Annotated in this window: 18 protein-coding genes; 7 read left to right on the forward strand and 11 right to left on the reverse strand. The window is 51.2% G+C overall.

Translation table 11 applies throughout. From position 1 onward, the window contains the following. Positions 1 to 23: 23 nt before the first annotated feature. From DN599_RS01465 to sfsA, 8 genes are all read right to left on the reverse strand, one after another. Positions 24 to 1667 carry an L-lactate permease gene (locus DN599_RS01465; protein WP_110455882.1) on the reverse strand — a complete coding sequence of 548 codons (1644 nt, stop codon included), beginning with the start codon at positions 1665 to 1667 and terminating at the stop codon, positions 24 to 26. Between the two features lie 802 nt (positions 1668 to 2469). Further along, complete coding sequence (gene panC, locus DN599_RS01470; RefSeq protein WP_110455883.1) at positions 2470 to 3318, reverse strand: pantoate--beta-alanine ligase; 849 nt, start codon at positions 3316 to 3318, stop codon at positions 2470 to 2472. 31 nt (positions 3319 to 3349) lie between these two features. Further along, positions 3350 to 4144 (reverse strand): 3-methyl-2-oxobutanoate hydroxymethyltransferase, encoded by a 795-nt coding sequence (gene panB, locus DN599_RS01475; protein WP_110455884.1) that lies wholly within the window; start codon positions 4142 to 4144, stop codon positions 3350 to 3352. Positions 4145 to 4223: 79 nt separating this feature from the next. Continuing rightward, positions 4224 to 4712 (reverse strand): 2-amino-4-hydroxy-6-hydroxymethyldihydropteridine diphosphokinase, encoded by a 489-nt coding sequence (gene folK, locus DN599_RS01480; RefSeq protein ID WP_110455885.1) that lies wholly within the window; start codon positions 4710 to 4712, stop codon positions 4224 to 4226. Beyond that, positions 4712 to 6115 (reverse strand): polynucleotide adenylyltransferase PcnB, encoded by a 1404-nt coding sequence (gene pcnB / locus DN599_RS01485; RefSeq protein WP_162599132.1) that lies wholly within the window; start codon positions 6113 to 6115, stop codon positions 4712 to 4714. Before pcnB ends, folK begins: the two co-directional genes overlap by 1 nt. 105 nt (positions 6116 to 6220) lie before the next feature. Continuing rightward, positions 6221 to 7114, reverse strand: a complete 894-nt coding sequence (gene gluQRS / locus DN599_RS01490) for a tRNA glutamyl-Q(34) synthetase GluQRS (protein WP_162599161.1) — start codon at positions 7112 to 7114, stop codon at positions 6221 to 6223. A 78-nt stretch (positions 7115 to 7192) separates the two neighbouring features. Beyond that, positions 7193 to 7636, reverse strand: coding sequence for an RNA polymerase-binding protein DksA (dksA, locus tag DN599_RS01495; protein WP_110455887.1), 444 nt, complete (start codon positions 7634 to 7636; stop codon positions 7193 to 7195). Positions 7637 to 7798: 162 nt separating this feature from the next. Next, positions 7799 to 8503: a DNA/RNA nuclease SfsA gene (gene sfsA, locus DN599_RS01500; RefSeq protein ID WP_110455888.1), complete on the reverse strand. Its 705-nt coding sequence runs from the start codon at positions 8501 to 8503 to the stop codon at positions 7799 to 7801. Positions 8504 to 8740: 237 nt separating this feature from the next. Between sfsA and pepB the strand changes: the two genes are divergently transcribed. Further along, entirely contained in the window at positions 8741 to 10018 is a 1278-nt protein-coding gene (pepB, locus tag DN599_RS01510; RefSeq protein WP_110455890.1) for an aminopeptidase PepB, read from the forward strand. Positions 10019 to 10078: 60 nt separating this feature from the next. Here the strand turns inward: pepB and thpR are convergent, their stop codons facing one another. Further along, positions 10079 to 10618, reverse strand: coding sequence for an RNA 2',3'-cyclic phosphodiesterase (gene thpR, locus DN599_RS01515; RefSeq protein ID WP_162599133.1), 540 nt, complete (start codon positions 10616 to 10618; stop codon positions 10079 to 10081). A 332-nt stretch (positions 10619 to 10950) separates the two neighbouring features. Here thpR and DN599_RS01520 point away from each other — a divergent pair, with 332 nt between their 5' ends. Together DN599_RS01520 and hrpB are read left to right on the forward strand one after the other, a co-directional pair. Continuing rightward, positions 10951 to 13161 (forward strand): putative bifunctional diguanylate cyclase/phosphodiesterase, encoded by a 2211-nt coding sequence (locus DN599_RS01520; RefSeq protein WP_110455892.1) that lies wholly within the window; start codon positions 10951 to 10953, stop codon positions 13159 to 13161. 79 nt (positions 13162 to 13240) lie between these two features. After that, positions 13241 to 15745, forward strand: coding sequence for an ATP-dependent helicase HrpB (gene hrpB / locus DN599_RS01525; RefSeq protein WP_110455893.1), 2505 nt, complete (start codon positions 13241 to 13243; stop codon positions 15743 to 15745). A 20-nt stretch (positions 15746 to 15765) separates the two neighbouring features. Here hrpB and DN599_RS18795 read toward each other — a convergent pair whose 3' ends face one another. Then, the gene (locus tag DN599_RS18795; RefSeq protein ID WP_239473198.1) at positions 15766 to 15924 is read right to left on the reverse strand and encodes a hypothetical protein; all 159 of its coding nucleotides are present in this window, start codon (positions 15922 to 15924) and stop codon (positions 15766 to 15768) included. A gap of 1 nt (position 15925) precedes the next feature. On the opposite strand from DN599_RS18795, the gene mrcB reads away from it, so the two are divergent. After that, a complete protein-coding gene (gene mrcB / locus DN599_RS01530; protein WP_239473199.1) occupies positions 15926 to 18148 on the forward strand; it encodes a penicillin-binding protein 1B in 2223 nt (740 codons plus the stop codon). Between the two features lie 86 nt (positions 18149 to 18234). On the opposite strand, the gene DN599_RS01535 is transcribed toward mrcB, so the two are convergent. Further along, positions 18235 to 19416, reverse strand: coding sequence for a flavohemoglobin expression-modulating QEGLA motif protein (locus DN599_RS01535; protein WP_239473200.1), 1182 nt, complete (start codon positions 19414 to 19416; stop codon positions 18235 to 18237). A 306-nt stretch (positions 19417 to 19722) separates the two neighbouring features. On the opposite strand from DN599_RS01535, the gene DN599_RS01540 reads away from it, so the two are divergent. The 3 genes from DN599_RS01540 (at position 19723) to DN599_RS01550 (ending at position 25048) form a co-directional block, all read left to right on the forward strand. Then, positions 19723 to 20433 carry a DUF3581 domain-containing protein gene (locus DN599_RS01540; RefSeq protein WP_110455895.1) on the forward strand — a complete coding sequence of 237 codons (711 nt, stop codon included), beginning with the start codon at positions 19723 to 19725 and terminating at the stop codon, positions 20431 to 20433. Positions 20434 to 20722: 289 nt separating this feature from the next. Further along, positions 20723 to 24394 (forward strand): ATP-binding protein, encoded by a 3672-nt coding sequence (locus DN599_RS01545; protein ID WP_110455896.1) that lies wholly within the window; start codon positions 20723 to 20725, stop codon positions 24392 to 24394. After that, entirely contained in the window at positions 24395 to 25048 is a 654-nt protein-coding gene (locus DN599_RS01550) for a hypothetical protein (RefSeq protein ID WP_110455897.1), read from the forward strand. Position 25049 lies beyond the last annotated feature (1 nt).

Consider the following 25049-nt stretch of genomic DNA (forward strand, 5'->3'; position numbering starts at 1 on the left):
GCCCTTAGCCCGTGTATCGGAGGTTAGAAACCGCCCCAAAGGGTGGCGATAGTTCCGGCAATTAAGGCATAGCCTAGCGCCACAGGCATGGTCTTGCGAATAATCTCAGACTCTCGTCCGGCCATGCCAACAACGGTTGCCGCCGCGACCACGTTCATCACACACATCATGTTACCCGCGTTTGCACCTATGCCCTGAAGGGCTAGTACCATGGCATGGTTCATACCTATGTTGTCGGCCACGCTGTACTGTAGGCCTGAGAACATCATGTTAGAGAAGGTGGCAGAACCAGACAGGAAGGCACCGAAGATCCCCACGATAGGCGACATCCAAGCCCATACCGCGCCCATAGAGCCTGCTAGCATATCGGCCAGGGCCACAGGCATAGATTGCAGACCTGAGTCGTTAGCGCCAGAGTTAAGGAAGATTTTTACCATAGGCACCGAGGCACCGAGTGAAATGATGGTCGGCAACATCGAGCGGCACGACACTGTGACCGATTGTTTGATAGCCGATGGCTTCATCTTAAACAGCACGAAGCCTAGCAGGCACACTAAGATAAAAAATGCGCCAGGGGCATATAAGGTCGCAAAGCCCGCTTTCAGCTCGGTGCCCATCAAACCTGTCCAACTGATGTTAAAGCTTGTTAGCCAAGTTTTAATTGGCGCCACGGTGCGCGATAGCACCAGTAGCGCCGCCATAATAATATAAGGAGTCCATGCAGCGACTTGTGAAAAATGTGCCTTAGTTTCAACCTTGTTGATGTCTAGGTCGTCATTTTCAGCAAAATCATTCCAAGGGGTTTTAGGCAGTAGGTAACCTTTACGAGCGACAGGAATAACCAAAGCCATACCGACAAGCGCACCGATAACAGAAGGGAACTCTGGGCCTGCGAAGAAGTTTATTAACCACGCTGGGATGGTGAAAGCTAGGCCCGCAAAGAGGGCAAACTTCCACACCGCTAAGCCCTCTTTAAATGATTTGTTACGACCGAAGAAGCCCGTCAACACGCTCACCATGACCAGAGGGATCAGGGTTCCTGTGATGAGATCGATAGTGATCATATGCATGGCGATAAACTGGGCATAGTCAGCGAAGTGACCACCGTGTTCGGCTATCTGCTCGGCAGCCATGCTGACGCCGCCTGACATTAAGCCCTGTTCCATACCAAATAGTACTGGTAAGCCAATAGCACCAAAGGACACACTGGTCGAGTCTGCAATTAGCGCAACAACTGCCGAAGCAATCGGTGGCACACCCAGTAATACCAGCAGCGGTGCTCCGATAGCGGCTGGTGTACCGAAACCAGCTGAGCCTTCGATAAATGAGCCAAATAGCCAGCAGATGATGATCACCTGTACTCGCGCATCGCCGCTAATGTTGGTAAAACCGGCGCGAATGGTATCCATAGCGCCGGAATATTTTAAGGTATTAAGTAGGAACACGGCACCAAAAATAATGCTTAAGGGGGTCAATGCCGATAACAAGCCTTCGACAATCGATGCACCGAGAACAGTGGTGTCCATCTGCCAGATAAAGACGGCGGCTAAACCTGTCATCACCATGGAGATTGGCATGGCGCGTGAAGCTGGCATTCGAAGGAGTACCAAAAATAGCATAACGCTTATCACTGGCGTTAAACTGGCGAGTAGTTGAAGTAGGGTCATGATTGCCTCTTACTGTCGTAACTGTGTTATTGCTAACTATTATATTAGAGCTGACTTCTATGGGTGCAGCGCTGCCTTGTGGGGTGATCAGTGAGTTGAGTTCACTCGATTAGCCTTAGGTGCGTACTAAACGCTAATTCAACAAAAGCCAATATGATCTAGATCATCATGTGACGATTACTTAAGTTTAGGTTAGATGGCTGTGAGCCACCTCGTTCGCAGCTAAATTAGAGCGTGATTAATATCACACTTAATGATGGCCTGTTGATAACAAATTAGTGTGCTAGGATGTTTTGTTAGTCGAAAATAGTGTTTTGGATGGTTTTTTAAGCGAAAAACACCCTGTAAATGCAAATGTATGATCTGATAATTTCATTTTTGGGATTTGCGGAGAATAAAACGACATAAGCGCTGTGTGATGTAGGTCACGCTGCGTCTTGTCTGTTGTAGTTTGTTTTGCTGTTGTTGAATTTAATTTAATTTGACTTCAAGGTGTTAGTCTATAAAGGTCGAGCGGCAGGTGGCGATAACTCAATGGCAGTCCCCTAAGCAAAACCTTGGCGGTAGTGATGAAATTTGCGCAATCAGGTTATTTAATTTCTTACATCAGTTAGCCATCATCACCTCTGCATCGATGAAGGATGGTGCAGTAGTGCATAAAAATATCGCTAGACGATGCACCAAGTATTCAGTCTGGCGGTTGGTTATATGTTTTAGGGTAAGGTTGCAGCGTTAGGGGAAGACGATATCGCCTTCCCCTAAATGTTTGCCGAGTGCTTACATATAAGAGTGCTTTCGTCTATTAGTTGCGGGTAAAACAGAGATTGTCGATAAGACGAGTGCTGCCCATATATGCCGCGGCTAAGATCACCAACTGCTTATCGTCAGCGCCAATAGGATGTAAGTTGGCCGCATTACGTACGCTTAAGTAATCTAGCTTAAAACCAGCTTGACTCAGTTGCTGAACCGCCTCGCTCACTGCCGGCTCTACATCTTGCCCTTGGGATATGGCCTCAGCCATGGCGTCCATTGTCTGTTTTAACGTGGCGGCTTGTTGTTTTTGTTCATCGCTCAAATAGCCATTGCGTGAGCTCATGGCCAATCCCGATGGTTCTCGTATGGTGTCGATACCGACGATCTCAATGGGCAGGGACAGATCTTCAACCATGGTTTTTATCACCATCAACTGTTGAAAGTCTTTATTGCCAAAGACGGCGATATCGGGCTGAACGATATTAAACAGCTTGCACACTATGGTGGCGACGCCGCGAAAATGGCCGGGACGACTGGCACCACAGAGTTCATCAGAGATCTTGGGGACTTCGACAAAGGTTTGCAATTCCATCCCCTTGGGATAGATGATGGCAGGTGTGGGGGTAAACAGCAGTTCGGCGCCAGCCTCTACTAAGGCAGCCTGATCGGCGGCCAAGGTGCGAGGATACGCATCGAGATCTTCATTTTGGCCAAATTGCAGCGGGTTAACGAAGATAGAGACCACGACATGGTCGGCGCGCTGAGCGGCTTCCTTTACTAAGGTCATATGACCTAAGTGCAAATTGCCCATGGTAGGCACAAAGGCCACGGTTTCGCCTTGGCGTTTCCAAAGACGAACTTGCTCTCTGACTTGAGCGATATCTTGGGTGGTAAACATCTAACGACTACCTGTATTAATGCCTTTAGGGTTAGCTAAAGGTATGTTCGCTGCTAGGGAAAGTGCCGTTCGCCACTTCGTCGATATAGGCGCGAATGGCGCTACGAATTTCGCCCGTTTGTGCCAAATAGTTCTTCGAAAAGCGTGGAATATAGCCGCTGGAGATCCCCAGCACATCGTGCATCACCAATATTTGGCCATCGGTGTCAGCGCCTGCACCAATACCGATGACGGGAATGGTCAGTGCTTCGGTAATGGTTTTCGCCAACGCGACAGGAATACATTCTAATACCAGTAGTTGGGCGCCTGCCGCTTGTAATGCTTTGGCTTCATCTAAGATGCGCTGGGCGTTACTGGCATCGCGTCCTTGTACCTTAAAGCCGCCAAAGACGTGCACCGACTGTGGTGTAAGGCCTAGGTGAGCACAAACAGGAATGCCGCGCTCGGTGAGCTTAGTCACGGTTTCTAGCAGCCAATGGCCACCCTCAACCTTGACCATATTGGCACCGGCCTGCATCAGCGTCGTGGCGTTTATCATGGCTTGTTCTGGAGTGGCATAACTCATAAAAGGCATGTCGGCGATTAATAACGCGCGCTTAATACCGCGGCGCACACAGCGTGTGTGGTAGGCAATATCATCGACACTCACGGGCAGGGTATCATCATGGCCTTGCAACACCATTCCCATGGAGTCACCTACCAGTAATACATCTACCCCCTCACTGTCGAAAGCCGCTGCAAAGCTGGCATCGTAGGCGGTTAATGCGGTGAATTTTTTTCCTTCTTGCTTAAATTTAAGCAAGGTAGCGCTCGTTATCTTGGACATAATGATGGTCTTAAATCTAATGAATAAAAGGATTCAATATCCGCAGTAGTGTGCTTTATATGCTAACTGTGGCTTAAGTTCAATGATCCGGGCTGAGTTGTTGCACTTCAGCTAAGAGGGTGTCGTCAATTAAGCTGGCCACGGCGGTGCCGCAAGGCAACACCAACTCAGGCGCAAGATCGTGTAACGGGACTAACACAAAGCTGCGTTGTTTCATGCCATAGTGGGGCACCGTCAGTCGTGGTAGGTCAATCTGTTGTGCGCCATAGAGCAACAGATCTAAGTCTAAGGTGCGTGCGCCCCAGCGGATATGACGTACTCGCCCCTGTTGCTGTTCGATAGCCTGCAAGGCATCGAGAAGCGCGATAGGGTCAAGAGAGGTGTTGAAGCACGCCACGGCGTTAAGGTAATCGGGCTGGGGGACATCACCCATGGCGGCACTTGCGTAATAGGGCGAAACAGCCACTCGACCGTCACTTGCTAGTGCCTTAAGGGCGATGCAAGCTTGGTCAAGTTGAGCTTTAGGGGACGCTAAGTTGGCCCCCAAGGCGATATAAACGCGAGTCATTATTCTGCTGGTTTAACCGGTTTTTTTGGGCTGCGGCGACGACGATTAGTGTTGCGATTCTTGCTGCCTTTGTGGGTGCTACGCGCAATCACACTGCGTTGTTCTTCGCTGCCTTCAACAAAGCTTTTCCACCAGGCTGCCGATTTGGCGATGCTGCCACCTTCGGCCTCGGCGCGCAGCAGCAGTAAGTCGTAAGCGGCGCGAAACTTAGGGTGTTCGATAAACTTAAAGGCGCGAGTGCCTTGATTACGATCGAAACGCAGTTGCAGCTGCCAAATGTCTTTCGCAGGGGTACTAAAACGGCGCGGAATACTAATGGTCCGACATTGCTGCTCCATCACATCGCCCATGGCGGCATAAAAGGCATCATAGGTGGTGAGACCGCTCTCTAAGGCGATATCATCGGCGCGCTGACTCAGCGGGTACCAAAGCATGGCCGCGTAGAAGAAAGCTGGTGTCACCGACTTATCGGCGTTGACCCTGTCATCTGTGTTACGCATGATGGCTTCAATCATCTTAGTGGCAGGCCCTTGTGGGTCCTCTACTAGAATGTTTTCCACTAAGGGGAATAATGGCTCAAATAAGCCAAAGTCGCGCATCATGTGATAGTTATCTTGGGCGTGGCCGTGGAAAAAGAGTTTCAGCACTTCTTCATACATGCGCGCCGCTGGAATATCTTTTAGTAGTGGGGCCAACTCATAGATAGGGTCGGCAGCAGCGCTGTCGATAGTCATCCCCAGTTTGGTGGCAAAACGCACGGCGCGCAGCATGCGCACCGGATCTTCACGGTAACGTTTTTGCGGATCGCCAATCAGGCGTAGGGTGCGCGATTGCAAGTCTTGCAAGCCGCCGCCATAACTGTGAATAGAGAAGTCACTGATATCGTAATAAAGTGCATTGACGGTAAAGTCACGGCGCTCGGCGTCTTCATCTATGCTGCCATAGACGTTATCACGCAACAGACGCCCTTCGGCATTGGTTTTGGAGATCTGTTCGGCGCTGTCGACATGGTGACCACGTAAGGTGGCGACTTCGATAACATCGCGGCCAAACACGATATGGGCTAGACGGAATCTGCGGCCGACTAAGCGGCAGTTACGAAACAGCTTTTTAATCTCTTCAGGGGTAGCATTGGTCACGACATCAAAGTCTTTCGGCTCTAGGCCTAATAAAATGTCGCGCACGCCGCCGCCCACCAAGTAGGCCTTAAAGCCTGCCTTGTGCAGTCGGTAGAGTACCTTTATAGCGTTTTCGCTAATCTGCTTGCGAGAGATGGCGTGATGTTTTCTCGCAACGATCTCTAAGCTTAGTCCCGCTTGTGTGGTTTCTGTGGTGTTTTGATTGTCGTCAAAAAGCTGTTTACAGAATTGACTAATACGGCGAAAAATAGGACACCTCAACATGCATCTGGATATCAGGGTTAAAATAAGGCCGCTATCATAACTTAATTATGGCTCAAAGAGTATACCCACGGCGTTTGCGGCGTATCACAGGTGTGATGTCGCGCGTCAGGTTTGCTCACTCTGATTGCTAGGCAGCAAAATCTCGGTTTGTTTAGGGATCCGCGAGATATCGAATTGACTCACCGCTTGGGTGAGCATCTTATCCACATCGTCCACATCACATTGCGCTTGGCCTAAAAACGCCAGCGCCGCATTGATACTGGCCTGAGGCGCACGGGTGTCGATAGCGGGGGCATGGTTTTGCTTTGATAGTTTTCGCCCCGGTTCGGCGCAGGCCAGCGGCAGATGCAGCCAGTGGGGTGTGGGGTGATCTAATAAGGTGTACAGAGTGCTTTGGCGCGCACTAGAGGTTAACAGATCGCTGCCGCGAACCACCTCGGTAACGCCTTGTAAGGCATCGTCCATCACCACGGCTAATTGATAGGCCATCAGGCCATCGCGGCGTTTAATAATAAAGTCTTCGCTAGCAAAGTCGGCGTCGATATGGATATCGCCCAGCAGTTGATCATAAAACTGCGTCACGGGATGAGTATTACAAATACGGATAGCGCCTTGGCGATGGCGCGGTGTGCGCTGGGCACAACGGCCATCATAGGCTGCACCCATGGCCTGAATTTGCTTGCGGGTACATTGACAGTAATAGGCCTTGTTGTGGCTTAGCAGTTGCTGTAACTGCTCCTCATAGGCGTCCAGTCGTGAACTTTGATACAGCACGTTGCCATCCCAATGCAAGCCGTAAGCTTCAAGGGTGCGTAAGATCTGTTGGCTCGCGCCAGGCACTTCTCGTGGGGGATCGATATCTTCTATGCGCACCAACCACTGACCCTGCTGAGCACGAGCACGCAAATAACTGCCAAGAGCGGCAATGAGCGAGCCAAAATGGAGTGGGCCTGAGGGAGAGGGCGCGAATCGGCCTATGTAGGTGTTAAGATGCACTATGCAGCCTTTGCACTGAATCAATTTAACTTAAGAAAGAGACAAAAAAGCGGGGATAATCCCCGCTCATCTTAAGTCAGATTAACCTGCCATCTGCTTTTCTTTGATCTCGGCGAGCGTCTTACAGTCGATGCATTGATCGGCTGTTGGACGGGCTTCGAGTCGGCGGATACCGATTTCGATACCGCAAGAGTCACAGAAACCGAAATCATCTTCTTCGATTTTTTGTAACGTCTTTTCAATCTTCTTAATCAGCTTACGCTCTCTATCACGTGCACGAAGTTCTAAGCTGAACTCTTCTTCCTGAGCTGCACGGTCGACAGGATCTGGGAAGTTAGCAGCTTCGTCTTGCATATGAGTCAGGGTACGATCCACTTCTTCACGAAGTTGGCCACGCCACGCATCGAGAATTTTTTTGAAGTGATTCAGTTGAGCGTCATTCATGTACTCCTCACCGGGTTTCTCCTGGTAAGGATCGACTCCTGCGATAGCGAGTACGCCAAGTTTTTTAGTGCCTTCAGGCATAACGCATCTCCTGTTAATCATTTGCGTTGTAGGGCGGCTGTTATTTAAAGGCCGATATCTATATCAGAAACCTATTTGCCACGCAAATTTTTTTGTGCTGTAAAGTTTGATATTTTGCGACTATGTCCTCTATTTGCTTTTTATTCAACTTTTAACGGTGATTTATAGGCTAACAGGGCAGGATTTAGCCAAGTGCAGTCCTTCGGTGGACATCTCGGTGCAGTAAGCCAAGATTTCCACACCGGCTTGATGAGCCTGAAAGAGCAGCTGGGCGTAATCGGGGTCGATATGCTGGGCCGCGCTGACCCTGTCAATGCCGCTGTGCTGCACCACAAACAGCAGTATGGCGCGATGACCTAAATGGACCATCTCGATTAGCTCGCGCAGGTGCTTTTGGCCACGGGTACTAACGGCGTCAGGAAAATAACCCTGTTGCTGCTCTAATAAAGTACAACTTTTGACTTCTATATAGCAGCGACCTAAGCGGGCGTCCTCAAGTAGCAGGTCGATGCGGCTGTTTTCATTGCCATATTTGACTTCACGGCGCAACTGGCTATAGCCCTGCAGTTCAGTGATGACTCCGTCAGCTATCGCCTCGGCGGCCAGCGCATTGGCGCGACCAGTATTAATACCAATAAGGTGGCCAGTATCGGTTTGCGCCAACTCCCAAGTATTTGGGTATTTACGTTTAGGGTTATCTGAGGTGGAAAACCACACCTTCTCACCGGGAAACAGACAGTTGCGCATCGAGCCTGTGTTAGGGCAATGGATAGTGATCTGCGAGCCATCGCACAGCTCGATGTCAGCCAAGAAGCGTTTATAACGTTTGATTAAGGTGCCCTGTTGAAGCGGGGGGCTAAAAAGCATGATCTGACCTATCCATTAAGCATCGGGGCGCAAAGTCTATCAAAGCAGGCCGATGACGACTATGGCTGTGATTTGTATCGAGGCTTGGCATTAACATCAGAAACGTCAGAATTTGCAGAATTGGTAAAGGCAGATATCGGTATTAGAAACCCGATGCCGTTTATGGTTATACTGGGCGAAATGACGGCAGAGCACATAACATGCTGTCGATAAACCCAGTCGTAACAAGGAATAATAATGAGCGATACGATGAAGATCTACCTGACTAACGATGCCCCCGCAGCCCATTGGGGCAGCGCCGATGTCACTTTTACCCAAGGGCAAGGCCATATCCATCTGCAGGCGGGCGATCAGCTGCGCCAAGTACAACAAGCCGCCCGTAAATTACGTGGCCAAGGGTTAGCGGCGGTGCAGTTGTGTGGTAACGACTGGGATCTCAATAGTCAGTGGGCGTTCGCGCAAGGGTTTGCTACCGCCAAAGGGGCGGGAGAGATCCTTTGGAGTGGTGATGCAGGCATGCAAGCGGCGCTTAATGCTCGCCTCGATAGCGCTAACTTTGCTCGTCAGTTGATTAATGACACTCCCGAAAACTTGGCACCAGTGACGTTAGCAACCGAAGCGGCAAAATGGTTAACCCAAATAGGTGGTGATAAGGTGAGTTACCGTATCATCGAAGGTGAAGCGTTATTGCAACACAAGTGGATTGGTATTCACGCCGTGGGCCGGGGCAGTGAGCGTCCGCCTGCTTTGCTTGAGCTAGATTTTAATCCGTTAGATGCCGATGCGCCTGTGTCGGCGGCCTTAGTGGGTAAAGGGATCACCTTCGATTCGGGCGGCTACAGCATTAAAGCCTCAGAGGGGATGCTGGGGATGAAGTGCGATATGGGCGGCGCGGCCACGGTTACGGCAGCATTGGGGCTGGCGATTAAATCTGGGCTGAATAAGCGGGTGAAATTGTTTCTCTGCTGCGCCGAGAATTTGATCAGCGGACACGCCTACAAACTAGGTGATATTTTGACGTATAAAAATGGCGTCTCGGTGGAAGTGGTCAATACCGATGCCGAGGGTCGTTTGGTGCTGGCCGATGGCTTGCAAGCGGCCAGCGAAACTGGCGCGCCATTGATTATCGATGCGGCTACGCTTACTGGCGCGGCGGTAATGGCGGTTGGCACCAACTATAATGCGATTTTCTCCCCCAATAGTGACCTGTTGGCACAGACGCAAACTAAAGCATCGATAGTTGCAGAGCGAGTGTGGCCACTACCGTTAGATCCGTGGCATAAAGAGATGTGTCCATCTGCCTATGCCGATACTGCTAACAGCCGTCCTATGAAAGGGGGAGGCGCTGGCGGCGCATCCAATGCGGCGGGTTTCTTGTGGCGATTTGTATCGCCAGAGGCCAAATGGTTGCATGTGGATTTGGCTGCAGCCTTTGCCGATAGCGCTAATGACCTATGGGCGGCGGGCGCGACGACTCACGGCATGCTCACCATTGCAGCGTTATTAGAAGATTAATGTTCTGACTTGCTGATGAAATAACAACGCGCCCCATGGGCGCGTTTTTGTGCGCGTTTGTCATCGTTGGGGCTTAGGAGTCACTAACGGCCATGAGTGCATTATGGGGTAGTGCACGCCGGTGTTATCGCTCACCGACTGGAACAGATGCAGGGTGTTGGTATTAAGTGTGATGGGCTCGACGGCCAGCGGGGTAAATTGTTTGGCTTTGCGAAACAAGGTGATGTGCGGCATAAAGGGATGCCGTTGCTGATGCAGGCCCAGGTTTGCGGCCACTTGCTGACAACGGTGTTGCAATGCTACTAGGTGAGGATCATCAAACCGACCCACTAAGCACAGGGCTTTAGCCTTAGGCCATAAGATGAGTTCATTCAGGCAAACGCTAAATGAGCTAAGCTTACGCTGTGCGCTTAACTGATTGAGCTCATCGATTAACTGTGTGGTGGCCGTGGGGGATACTTGGCCGAGAAACGCCAGCGTCATATGCAAGTTGGCGCGTGGCACGGCTTGGCCATCGGTCGGTAGTGTTTGCTGCAGCGATGTTAATTGCAGTATGTGCTCTGGGGTGGGGCTCACGCCCAGAAACAGTCTTTTGTGCATATTTTTATTCCCCGTTTGACTTTGCGCTGAGCACTGGTTTGAGCTGTGCTTTAACTGTGCTTTAACCATTGACGATCTGTTAACGCCAATGGAATACTGAACTTGAGTGTACTTAGACTTTATGGGTAGTGTTATTGTTCTTTTTTAAGTTTATGATTTTTATTCTTAATGCAGTGTTCTGTTTTTTGTGATGCAGATATACAAAACAACGATTTGAATGAGCTCGCCGACAAGGCTTTATGATACGGTACGCAACCCATTGTCGCGACTCTGAGAGTGTTGATGTTCATAATATGTGTATTCAATAAGCGGTCATAAGGAAGCGACTAGACATGTTACAGAGTAAACTTAAGCTTAGTCTGCCACCACAAGAACAAGAGTTGCAGCAGGTTGCCACTGCGTTGTCGGGTTATGATCTGGTCGACGAGTTAGATGCTGCATTGTTGGGCATAGCTCGGTTCACCGGCTGCAATGGCTTGTTTTTGCTGCGCCTAACCCCAGCTCGTTTGAGCGTGCAGATTGAGGCGATGTATCAAGATGATGGCACGCTATTTAGTCAGCGCGATGCGCAAAAATTATTAAACCGGGTGGCTAATCGCCGCCGCTTACACTCCTATGCGTCATTATCTCATCCTACCATTATCCAAGATGTAGCCAACGTGATTGAAGAGGGTGATAGCCTACAGTCTGTGGTATCACGTCTTCGCAGTGTGCTGCTGATCCCGGTACTGGGCAATCGGTATATTTTTGGGGCTTATCGCTATCACTACGATGGTCAATGGCGTGAGTCGAGCCTTAACGCGCTCACTATGGCGGGCAATATGCTAGGTTATGCCAAAGAGGCGTGTCGTTTACAACAAGCGGTAAAAAGCACTGAGTTACAAAGTATTGAGCATTTGTATCGTATGCCGATCTGCTGCGTGCATATTGGTAGTGATAACCGAGTGATCCGTTATAATCACTGCGCCGCCACCTCGTTTAAGGTAGAGATGCTGCAACAGGTCGCCAGCTTAGTGCAACCTCAAGAGGTCAGCCAATGTTATGCCACCATGGCGTTGGTGCGCGATGGCTTATTAACTCAGGCCAGCTGTGAGCTACAGATGAAGAGCAATCTAAGTCAGGACAGGGCGCGAGTGACTTTTCTCTCCTTATCGGCAGAGGATGGCACCTTGTTGATGATGGTTGAGCCCATTGAAGCGTCGCAGACATTAGCCCCGCAGCAAGATGCCACATTCAACTTTGATGGGTTGACCGGCTTACCCAATCGCGCCTATTTTGAAACCCTCTATATTGACTCTGAGCCTTGCGCAGCTAAACGCAGTACCTTTGTGGCCTTTATCAATCTCGATCGTTTTCAGGTGGTCAATAATGTCAGTGGCAACCAGGCTGGCGATAGGCTGCTATGCGAGGTGTCATCAAGGCTTACCCACCTGGTGCGCAGAGGCGATGTGGTCGCACGGCTCAGTGGTGATGAGTTTGGCATCTTTATGCCCAATATCGATCGCAACATTGCCGAGCAAGTCGCTGAGCGGATCTGTCAGGCATTAAACCAACATGAGTTTACTTGGGAAGGGCGCAAACACAGCGTCAGTGTCAGTATCGGCTTGGCGCAGAGCCAAGATCCCCAAGCCAACATTTCTGATTTACTTCGCAGTGCCAATGCGGCATGCCGGGTTGTGAAAGAGAGTGGCCGTAACGGGTGGTATGTGTATGCCAGCGATGATCCTATGGTGGAGCGACTCAATATCGACATGAGCGCCTCGGTCGATATTATTGGCGCGCTGGCCAACGACAGATTTGAGCTATATTACCAACCCATTGAGATGCTACAGGCAAACAATAGCGGTTTACATTTTGAAATATTGCTGCGCATGCGCTGTGAAAACTGTGAGCTGATGTCGCCGGCTATCTTTTTACCCGCCGCCGAACGATTTAGCCTCGCCGCCAAAGTTGACCGCTGGGTGATCGACAATGTGCTGCGCTGGGGAGCGAGCCATTTAGCCTTATGGCAAGGGTTATCTATGGTATCGGTTAACCTGTCGGCGCTCTCCATTGGCGATCGCGAGTTTATGCATTGGCTAGAGATGCGCTTGTTAGCCGAGCCAGAATTAGCGCGCAAACTCTGTTTTGAAATTACAGAAACCGCCGCGGTAAAGCAGCTCGATTTAGCCACCGAATTGATTAATCTACTCAAACCCATGGGCTGTAAATTGGCACTGGATGATTTCGGCTCAGGTTTCTCTAGTTTCGCCTACCTCAAATTACTCGATGTTGATTACGTTAAAATTGACGGCCAGTTTGTCCGTAATCTGTGTCAGGATAAAGCCGACCAAGCCATTGTGGCCGCTATTTGCCAACTGGGGCGCGACATGCAGTTTGAAGTGATCGCCGAATTTGTCGAGTCCATCGAGATTGGTAAGCATTTAGCCAAGCTTGGGGTCGACTATGGTCAAGGTTATGCTATTGGCAAGCCAGTACCGCTAGCCAAACTGAGCTCGAGTGATGGTCTAGGCTGGCATCAGCAACTCAATGCTAGTGGTTAACTTAGGCTAGCAGGTGCATTTTGTTTTTCGGCCCATAACGGGTACACTTGCCGCAGTTTTTGCCGACAGATAGCCCCTTGTGAACTCACTACCCATTCAACATCTTTTCCCTGCCTTGCAAAGCGCATTGGCCAGCTCATCGCAGCTGATTTTACAAGCGCCAACAGGCGCGGGTAAGTCGACAGCCTTGCCGTTGGCGCTGCTCGATTGGCCGCAAATTAGCGGTAAGATATTGATGTTAGAGCCAAGACGGATGGCGGCGCGTAATGTGGCCTATTTTATTGCTAAGCAGCGCGGCGAAACTATAGGTAACACCGTTGGCTTTCGGGTGCGCGGCGAATCTAAGGTGAGCGCTAATACTCGGCTTGAGGTGGTGACCGAGGGGGTGCTCACGCGCATGATCCAGCAGGATCCTGAGCTGAGCGGCTATGAACTGATTATTTTTGATGAGATCCATGAGCGACACCTCACCACAGATTTAGGCTTAGCCTTGGCGTTAGAGTTACAATCCTCGTTTCGTGACGATCTTAAGATCATGGCAATGTCGGCCACCTTAGCGGGCCTGCCATTGCATGGCTTAATGCCCAATGCGGTGACGCTCGAAAGTGAAGGGCGCAGTCACCCTGTGAGCATCGAATACCGCGCGGTGGGGGCTCAGCAAGAGTGGTTGGTGCATATGGCCCAAGTGATAGTGACCGCCTTGCAGCAACACCCACAAGGATCGCTGCTGGCATTTTTACCCGGCCAAGGTGAAATTAATCGCTTAGCCCAGCAGCTGTCGACCCGCCTCGATCCTAAGGAGTATCATATCGCGCCGCTCTACGGCAGTTTGCCTGCAGCGCAGCAAGATAGTGCTATCGCTCCGGCCACGGATGGGCGGCGTAAAGTGGTGCTGTCGACCAATGTGGCCGAATCGAGTTTAACTATCGAGGGCATCACCTTGGTGGTGGACAGCGGTTATAAACGCCAAGCCAGTTTTAATCCTAAGACTGGCGTGACTCGGCTGTCATTAAAGCGGATCAGCCAGTCGTCATCGGCCCAGCGCGCCGGTCGTGCTGGGCGCTTGTGCCCCGGTCATTGTATTCGGCTATGGGGCCAAGAGGAGCAAGGGCGCTTGCTGCAAGCCGATGAACCTGAAATCGTACTCGGCGATTTAACCTCCATGGTGCTTGACGGCGCCTATTGGGGGGTGAGTGCGTTAACGCAATTGCCATTACTCAGCCCGCCATCGGCTGCCAATGAAGCGGTCGCTTGGTCGCTATTAACACAACTGCAGCTGGTGGATGAAAAACGTAAAATCACCGCTCATGGCCGCGCCGCGTATCAGTTAGGTTGCCATCCGCGTTTGGCGCATATGCTGTTAACGGCGCAGCAGTGGCAGCAGGCCGATAGCAGTACACCTTTGCTGGCCTTAGCGGCAGTGCTGGCGGGCGTGATTGAGTCACGCGGCCGCGCTCGTCGCGGCGCCGATATCAGTGGCTATCTGGGCGATGCGCGTCATGGCGAGAGTGCGCAGTTAGCCCGCAGTTATTTGGCACGTATTGATGGGCAAGGGCGGGGTCAAGGCGATCTCGCTCAGGCCATCAGCCTGGCTCATCCCGATGATATTAGCGTGTTGCTGGCCTTGGCGTTTCCAGACCGAATCGCCAAAGCCAGAGGCGTAAGCGGCTATCAATTAGCCGCAGGCGTGGGGGTGACGCTCAATACTGATGACAGCCTCAGTGGTGCGCCTTGGCTGGTGGTGGCCGATTTTCAAGAGTCACAAGGCCAAAGTAGTGGCCGGGTATATCTGGCCAGTCGGCTCGATCCTGCCTGCTTTAACGACAGCCTAAAGTCGCTGGTCACAGAGCATATTGATTGTGGCTGGGATGATAACCAAGCGCGCTTTTACGCGCTACGCCAGCGCCGAGTTGGAGCGATAGTGATAGATCAACAGCCGATAGCGCAGTTGGACGCGGCACAGATTAAACAGGCCATTTATGGTTTAATCCGCGCCAAAGGGCTAGCAGTGCTTAATTTGGATGACAAAGTCACTCAGCTGCGTCAGCGGGTGGCCTTGGCACGCCAGTATCAGCTTGCTGGCGACTGGCCCGCGATGGATGATGAGGCATTGTTAGCCGACTTGCCCACTTGGCTGGGACCTTATCTGGATAATGTGCGTCGCTTGACGCAGCTGCAAGCGCTCGACTTTTATAGCCTGTTGCATAACCTCTTACCTTGGGAGCTGCAGCAAACCTTGGCGCAGCACTTACCGACACACTGGCCCATGGCGACGGGAACCCGTGCCAATATAGAATATGAGCCGTCGGGGCGCGCGCTACTGAGCGTACGTCTACAAGAGGCGCTAGGCATGGCGCAAAGCCCGACTTTGGCGCAAGGTAAATTGGTGGTGACCATGGCGTTGTTATCACCTGCTCAGCGGCCGTTGGCGCTGACTGCCGATTTAGCCAATTTTTGGGCTGGCCCCTATCTTGAGGTGAAAAAAGAGATGAAGGGGCGTTACCCTAAGCACCTGTGGCCTGACGATCCGGCCAATACGGTGCCGACCAAATTCACCAAGAAAAAAACATTAAGTAACGGTTAATGACCCACCGTTAGCTATTTTTATGGGATTAAGATGACAAGCAAAGAGACACCCAAGAAACCGCGCGCCGCAAAGCCTGCTCGATCTTCGACCAAGGCGAGCCCCAAAACTAAGGCGCGCAGTACGTCAAAGTCAGCCCCGCGCACCACGTCCGGTTGGGGACGAAAAATCTGGTCCATCGTGTGGAAGCTATCCTTGGCACTGCTGGCGGCGTTGATTATTTACAGTATCTATTTAGATCAAATTATCGCGCGTAAATTTGAAGGGCAAAAATGGCATCTGCCAGCGCAGGTGTTTAGTCGCTCTATGGCGATCTACCCTGGGGCGGCGGTGAGCCATAGTCAATTGATCGCCGAGCTCAAGTTACTCGGTTACCGCAAGGTGGCTAATCCGCGTCAGGTGGGGGAGTTTTCCGCCTCTAGCACCCGGGTCGATCTGTGGCGCCGGCCTTTTCTGCATCCACAAGGCTCGCAGGCCGAGCTGCGAGTGATGATTACGTTTGATAGCCTAGGGGTCGAATCGGTCGCGCGTCAAAGCGATAATCGTCAACTGGCGGTGTTCCACCTTGAACCTGTGTTACTGGACAGAATGATCGCCGGAGACGGCGAAGATCGCCTCTTTGTTGATGCGCAGCAGATGCCTAAGGCGATTGTCGATGCGTTAATTTTGGTGGAAGATCGCAGTTTTTATGAGCACCACGGCGTGAATCCCTTTGCGATTGTACGTGCCGCATTAGTTAACCTGAGCGCGGGACGCACGGTACAAGGCGGCTCGACCTTAACCCAGCAGCTGGCGAAAAACTTCTTTCTTTCAAGTGAGCGCTCAATTGTGCGTAAGCTGCGCGAGGCGTTAATGGCGATCATTATCGACTTTCGGTATGACAAGGATGAGATCTTAGAAGCCTACCTCAACGAAGTGTATATGGGGCAAGATAAGGCCCGAGCCGTGCATGGCATGGGGCTGGCGTCGCAGTTCTATTTTGGTCGGCCCATCGCCGAGCTGACCCTGCCGCAGCAAGCCTTTTTAGTGGCAGTGATCAAAGGGCCATCTTATTACAATCCGTGGCGCTACCCTGAGCGGGCGCAAGCTAGGCGCGATCTGGTGCTGCGACTGTTGATGGAGGCGCAGCAGTTGTCTGTAGCGCAATATAAGGTTGCGGTAGACTCGCCGCTGGGATTACGCCAGTTTGATAAATCGGTGCAGCAAAAGTTACCGGCATTTTTTGCCGTGGTGCGCCATGAGTTGAGCGAGCGTTATGGCGATGCTCTGTTGCAGCAATCGGGCATTAAGGTGTACACCACGTTAGATCCTATGGCGCAAGAAGCCGCCGAAACGGCGGTGAAGTCGACCATGAAGCAGTTGGCTAAGCGCGACAAAGCCTTGCAAGTGGGCATGGTGGTCACCGATAAGTATTCGGCAGGTATTGCCGCAATGGTAGGTGATAAAGTGCCAAGTTATTATGGTTTTAACCGTGCGGTAGAGATACGTCGCCCCATAGGCTCATTGATCAAACCTTTTGTGTACGCTACCGCCTTGACTCAAGCTGATAAGTACACGTTGGCGACGCCGTTAAAAGATGAGCCGATCACCCTAACAAACCAGCATGGCCAAACCTGGTCACCGCAAAACGTCGATAAACAGTTTTCGGGTCAGGTGCCTTTGTTAACAGCCTTTAAAAAGTCGATGAATGTGTCCACGGTTAACTTGGGCATGGCTATCGGTACCGATGCGGTGGCTACCACCTTAGATAAGGCGGGCTGGCCAGATAAAATATCTGAGTATCCCTCAATGTTATTGGGGGCGGTCAATGGCTCGCCCTTGATGGTGGCACAGGTGTATCAAACCTTGGCCGATAATGGTCGTTACCGTCAGCTTAGTGCGGTGACCCATGTGCTGGATATGGACAATCAAGCCTTAGCGGGCAGCCCCATTAAGACCCATCAAGCTATCCCGGTGGCCAGCGATTTCTTAGTGCAGTACGCCATGACACAAGTGACGCAGTCGGGGACGGCAAGCCGTTTAGGCCGCGCCTTTCCTGGGGTGACGCTGGCGGGTAAAACCGGCACCAGCAATGATTCACGCGACTCTTGGTTTGCCGGTTTCGATGAGCGAAATGTCGCTTCAGTGTGGGTCGGCCGTGACGATAATGGTAAAACCGGACTCTATGGCAGCAGCGGCGCTATGGCGGTGTATCAGGAGTTCTTACGCCAGCGTGCGCCCATCAGTTTAAGGCGCACCCCAGTTGAGGGCGTGGTGCAAGGTTATTTCGATCGTGATACCGGGGTGGCGCAAGAGGCCGATTGCGACAATGTGATGGCCTTACCTGCGCTGCGTGAGAGTTATCGCCCTGTGCGTAACTGTGGTCAGCCCTTGTCTTGGTGGCAAAAATTGACCGGCAGTTAGGGTTACAGCTTGTATAGATGATAAAAAAAGGAGGACTCGCGTCCTCCTTTTTTTATGGGCTTTAGTTGCATGGCACGCGGCAAATGTTAGCGAATGGCGTGGGTGATAAAGGTATTCACTGCGCTGTTTGCCACTGGTTTTTTATAGGCGGGGGTAATGTACTTCGGCGCAGATAAAATGCCTTTTGCGATTAAGCGCGACAACATGGGCAGATAAGCCAATGAGGTTTTGCCCATCAACAGGTGATTAAACAGCGGTTCATTTTCATAGGCGTTTAAGATCATGCTAAAGCCTTTGAGATAGAGGTGATCTTTGGTATAGCCACCGCCTCGATATACCCGTGCGGTAATGGTGTAAGCCAAGTTGGGCTCGACGCCATAATTTTCTTTAAGCATTAAGAAGGTGGTGCGAAAGTTTTTATCTTCGATCATCGAGCGCACCGCAATCACTCTGAGCGCCAAGGTTTTTAAGCGCTTAACACTAAGATTGCCCGACAGGTATTCGCTTAAAATCGCCAAGCCTTCCTGAGTCATGGTATTGAGTGGACAGCCCAGCGACAAAATTTTCAGCGGCTGATGTTTACCATTGAGGGAGGTGACTAAATGTACCCCTAGCTCATGATGCGCCAAGGCTAGCGCATCGGTTTTACTCAGGCGGGCATGGCTGTTAATACGCACTGTGGTGCCAGACACTAAGGCGTTGGCCACCATGGTCTCGTCAAACTGCAACTGCCATTGGTAGTCTTCTTGCTGCGCCATCTGCTGCAACAACTCGCCTATTGCCTGCGCGTCGAGCTGGGGCTCATCGCCATCCTGTTGGAGATCGGGCAGGTGCAAAATGAACTGGGCATTGCGCAGATCTTTCTCGCTAGGCTCGCCATAGTAACGCAGCGAGTCATACAAAAACTCACTGCTGCCGATAGATTTAAACTGATCGATTTTATCCACATATGAGTCAACAATGTCCAGATACAAGGTGTAGATATCGGGATCATCTAGCGTCTCGAGCGGCAGATTAAACAGATCGCGTTTGAGCTTAAACGGGTCGATTGAGGTGTCGGCGTAGATAAAGCGAGGCTCAATGGAGAAGTGGTTATCAAAGAAGGCCTGTTTTTGTTGCAGGTAGTTAAGCGGCTTAACAGCTTCTAAAATATCAATATCTTTAACAAGCTGATGCAACTGAGTGTCGATAGCCGACAGGGTAGACGCCACATTAGACATAGAATGTTCAATCTCATAAAGAGGGTGATAGATGCCGATAATCGACATCGCCTAGACCTATTATGCAGGCCAAGAGGGCCCTATTGCCGTGCAAAATCTGTCTGTCGCTAAAGCTAACTCAGCTTAGCCATTTTAGCTACCAAATCATGCTAGCTGACCCAAAATGATCGCGAAAGGGATAGCGTAACACCTATTATTTATACCAATTGATTTATACCAATTGATTTGTACTAATTGATTTGTACTAATTGATTTGTACTAATCACTGTCCCCAAGTCATCGGGTGAGTGTTTTTTGTAAACAGGTATATACTAGCGCACCCAATTTTGGATAACCCTGATTGAACGAGCCCATATGTTTCTAAGCCCTTATTTTAAAAAAGAACAGCAAAGTGTTTCAGTATCGGCCCAGCAAGCCAGTGATTTTGCCAAAGAGGTCGCACAAGACTTTAACCCCATCCATGATGTGGCAGCCAAACGTTTTTGCGTGCCTGGCGATCTCTTGTTTGCCTTAGTACTTGGTCAATATGGCTTGAGCCAAAAGATGCGTTTTCAGTTTGAAGGCATGGTGGGCGATGGGGTGTCCTTGGTGTTTCCACCTCAGGTGGGTGAGCGTTTTGCCATTTGTGACCATAAAGATAAACAATATCTAAGTGTCGAGCGTAGCGGCGACAGCACCTTGTGTGATGTGCAAATCGAATCTTTTATTCGCAGCTATGTGGCCTTCTCAGGGCTTAACTTTACCCACGTATTAGTGCCGTTAATGCGCGAGCAAGGGGTGATGATCAATCCCGCTCGTCCATTAGTGATCTACGAGAGCATGGCTTTCGACTTAATCACATTGGACTTTAACCATATTGAACTGTCTCTGGTGGAACAAACCTTAGTGATAGACGGTAAGCGCGGCGATGTCACCCTTAAATTTGAGCTGCGCTGTGGTGATAAGTTAGTGGGCACCGGCGTTAAAACCCTAGTACTGAGCGGCCTGCGCGCTATTGAAGAGCAAGATATGGACGCCATGGTGGCGCGTTATGAAGCGCGGCGCATCGATTACCAAGGTGCCTAACGGCCAAGTGACTCGCTATATATTAAGGGCTCGCCAAGTGCGAGCTTTTTTGTGGGCGCGGTTAAGTCGTCTCACTGTATCTTATTGACGCATTATTAAGCTGATTTTGCGATGTAAGCGTGCTTTTTAAACGTCCAAAAGCGCCTCGGGCGCCGCTCGATTGCCAAGCCTGTCGCTTTGATTTACTTTAGTGACCATTAGATTGTTGCTGCCTGCCGTTACGCCTTGGCGTGGGGAGGTTTTTATGCGCGCTATGACCGCCCTAGCGCCGTTTGCATTAAGGAAAAAGATGCCTAGTTTGAATCGAATAGTGCTGATAAACACGCACCTACCTGGCGTTGTTGAACTCGCCCTCGACGGACACACCAATATTTGTGGGACCAACGCCTCGGGTAAAACCACCTTGCAGCGGTTGGTGCCAGTATTTTATGGCGAATATCCGAGCCGAGTCGTGCCCTCAACCCGTGATAGTTTCGAGCGTTGGTATCTGCCGCACGATTCCAGTTACATCATTTATGAATATGTGCGTGACGATGGCCTTTATAGCCAAGCGGTGCTGGCATCGGCGGGCGATGGCAAAGGGGTTAATTACCGTTTTATCGCCAAAGCATTTGAACTGGCAGACTATGTGAAGTCTCAGCAAGGTGACTCGATTTTGTGCCATAACATGGCAGAGCTGGGCCGCGAGATGAAACGCAGCGGCGTGTCGGTGAGTAATTTACTCAATACCCGAGAATATCGCGCCATCATACAAAACGATCGCACCTTATTGAGCACGGGCAGTAACCGCAGTGAGCTGCGCGCCTATGCGCGGCAGTTTTCCTTATGCCAGCAGGAACACTCGCTGCGCCATATCGAAAAACTGGCCAAAGCGGTGCACTCGAAAGAAGGCAAGATGGAGACCATCAAATCGATGATCGCCGCCATCTTAGAGGAAGATGGGGTCAATCCGCCCAGCTCACGCCTCAATCCACAGCGTGTGGAAGCCTGGATCCGTGAAAGCCAGTTGATCCAAGGATTCGAGCAGATCCGCCCCGAGTACGACAAGCTCGAACAGGAATTTAATCAGTTACTCAGCGCCGAGCAGCGCCTGAGCGGCCTGAAGCGTGGTTACAGTAAAGATGAAACCGCCGAGGTTGAGCGCCAAGAGCTTAATCAGCAACGCTCCAAGGCGTTAGGTGAGCAGCTGCGCCAACTCGACGAGGAGTGGCGCGAGCAGCGCGATGAGCTCAATCAAGACTTGTCTGCCGCCAAGGGCGATGTGACTAAGTTTGAAGCCGATCTAGACGCAATCGAAGATCAGCACGGCGCGTTTCTCGATGCCGATATTGAGCAGGCTAAATTGGATCTCGACCAGCTACCAAGCTGGCGCGCCAGTTTAGATAACTTAACCGAGCGCCATAAGCTGCAAACCGAAAAACACCAAGATGTCGAGGCGGCATACAATGCGCGTCGCAGTAAAATTGGTGACAACCTTAACCGCGAATTAGAGCAGCTCGATAAAGAGCAAGATAAGCATCGCGAAGCCCGCGACAAGCAGCAAGAGCAGGGCCGTAACGAGTTAGCGGCGCTAGAGCAACAATGGCGCGAGCAGCTGGAAGCGGGGCGGGCGAAACACAGCGAACAAGCCTATCAGTTAAAGCTCTCGGCCGCCGAGTTGACCATGCAGGTTAACAATGTCACCTACAGCGAAGCGGAAAAGCTCAGCTTGGCCGTGTTCGATGAGCGGATCGCTCAAGCTGACGAAGAACAAGAGGTGTGCAATGCCAAGGTCGAACGTCTAAGCAGCCATGAGCGCAAGCTTCGAGCCAAACGCGATCACGCCAACGAAGCCCTGCGCCAAGCGGGACTGAGGGTCATTGAGCGTCAAACTGCCCTCGACGAGTTGCACCATGTGCTGTTTCCCCAATCTCACACCCTGCTTGAATACCTGCGCAAAGAGGTCAGCGGGTGGGAAGCCAATATTGGTAAGCTGATTAATCCTGAGTTACTGCATCGCAGCGACTTACACCCAACCATAACCGAGCCGCAAGAGAGCTTTTGTGGTATCGCTCTAGATCTTAAAGCCATTGATATCCCTGATTATGCCGCGTCAGAGCAGGAGCTGCGTAGCCGTTACAGTGAGGCCGAAGAGGCCTTGGCGGCGGCCAAGGCGCTGCAAACCGAGGCCGAAGCGCATCTGGTGGCGTGCAACGCCGAACTCGATGAGCTCAACCGTGAGCTGACCTTTGCCAAGACCGCCTATAAGAATAGCCGTGACGATCTACGTCGCCTGTTTGATGATAAACGCAGCGAACAAGAGAAAATCAATCAAGCGTTGAGCGGCCGTAAAGCCGAGGCACAAAAACGCCTTAGCCGTATCGACAGCGAGATTAAGCAGCTTAATGCCCAGCATCAAGAGTGGATAGCGGCGCAAAAAGAGCTAGAGCTCGAAGCCCGCATGGAGAAAAACGCCTACTGGCAAGAGGTGGTCGGGGTTCTGGACAACCAGTTAGCCCAAGTGAAAAACAATATCGTCCAGCGCCGTCAAGACGCCAAAGCAGAGCAAAAAGCCTGTGAGCAGTGGTACAAAGATGAGCTTAAATCTCGCGGCGTCGATGAAGGCAAAATTGTTAAGCTCAAGCAGGAGATACGTCAGCTTGAAAGTGACATCAGCAAAGCCGAACAGCGCCGCAGTGAAGTGCTGCGTTTCGATGACTGGTACCAGCACACCTGGTTGTCACGCAAACCTAAGCTGCAAACTGAGCTGAGTAAGGTCAAGATGGCGGTCGCTGAGCTAGAGCAGCAGTTGACCCGCAAAGCCAACGAGATCAAGCAGCGACGTCAGGAGCTCGACAGCCAGCGTAAGCAATCGGATGCGATTCAAGTGGAAGCGTCTGAAAACCTCACTAAATTGCGCAGCGTGATGCGTAAACTGGCCGAGCTAAAATTGCCCGCAAGCAATGATGAACTGCAAGGCAGCTTGGCTGAGCGCCTGCGTCAAGGTGAAGATCAGTTACTGCGCCGCGATCAACTGCTGGGATCGGTGAAGCAATATATTGAACATTTTGATTCGGTGATCGCCAGTAAGTCCGGGTCGAGCCTGTCGGAGATCTGGGATCGTGCGCGCGAAGAGTCGAGCTTTATTAACGATAAAGGCATTCGCCTACTCGATTATCGTAAGCTCGTGCCACAACTTGAGCAGCTGCTCAATGTGATGGTGCCCCAAGCCGTGATGGGCCTGCGTGAGCAAGGGCGTAACTTTGGTATCGATTTGACCGCCTTTTACGATGTGTTAGCCGATATCGACCGCCGTATTGCCTCGCAAAGTGCGCGTATTACCCGCGAAGTGGGTGAAGAGCTGTTCCTCGATGGGGTGAGCGAGTCGGCGGTACGTATCCGCTCGCGCATCAGCGAACTGGAGTTTTGGCCAGAGCTTGAGGTGTTTGTTAAGGCGTTCCGTCAATGGAAAGCCGACGGCTTTGCCGAATTGCCCGACGAGCACTACACCAACAGCATGCGCCGCGCCTTAGACATTATTGGCCGCGCGGCATTAACGGGTGGCATCGCCAAGTTATTAGAGATTGAGCTGCGCCTAAAAGAGGGTAACAGCGACCTCATCATCCGCACCGATAGACAGCTTAATGAGTCGTCGAGCCATGGTATGGCCTACCTGATTTTATGTAAGTTCTTGCTGGCTTTTACCCGCTTACTGCGTGGCCGTGCCGATGTGACCATTCATTGGCCTATCGATGAGTTAGGCACCTTACACCACGGTAACGTGAAAAAGATTTTTGATGCCTGTGAAAACAACAATATCAGCGTGTTAGGGGCATTCCCTAACCCTGAGTCAGAGGTGCTAAATCTGTTTGTTAACCGCTATATCATCAATAAACAGACCAAGAAATTACAGGTCGTGAAGCCGCAATTAAATCCGATTGCCGACAAGTTAAGCCAGCGTTTTGCCAAGGAGACGGGATAAATGAGTACTAGCACACAAACCGTATTAGTCGGCCAAGGCGCATTGATTGAAAGTTTGCTGCGCGGTGAATTTATCTGCCGCACCAGTAACGAAGAAGCGTGGCGTGCGTTAAAGTCATCGACAACCCGCGACAGTGTCGAGCAGTACCTTAACCGCATTAACCGTACAGTGGCATCGGCCGGTGAAGGCGAGGTGTTTTTTTGTGGTTACTTGCAGCTCGGTGACACTGAGCGCAAGGTGATATCGTCTCAGTTTCGCGATATCTGTAATGCATTGATCCCTTTGGTCGAATGGCTGGTGCTGGTGCAAGAAGCCAGTGGTCAAGATGCGCCGCTTTGCGAAGGGGCGGCGGTGCGCTTAAGCGAACTGCAGATGCGCATCGAAGATACCCCCGCGTTTCGTGAGCAGCTGGCTAAGATCAGCCATTACCGTTTATTTGGCTCTAGCAGTACTCAGGTGGATGCACAAATTAAGTTGGTGTTTAAACGCTTGGTGGAGCTGGGGTATCTGCTGCGTCCTAACGTGGAAAAGCAGATCTACATCGCCACGGGTAAACTCGATTACCTCTATGAAGTGATTCGTTTTATCGACGAGACTGAAGGCTTAAGCCTTGAAGCTCAGGCCGAAACCGCCACCCAAAGGGACTTGATCTGAT

The sequence above is a fragment of the Shewanella algidipiscicola genome, from assembly GCF_900380485.1.
In the GTDB taxonomy this organism is placed as follows: domain Bacteria; phylum Pseudomonadota; class Gammaproteobacteria; order Enterobacterales; family Shewanellaceae; genus Shewanella; species Shewanella algidipiscicola.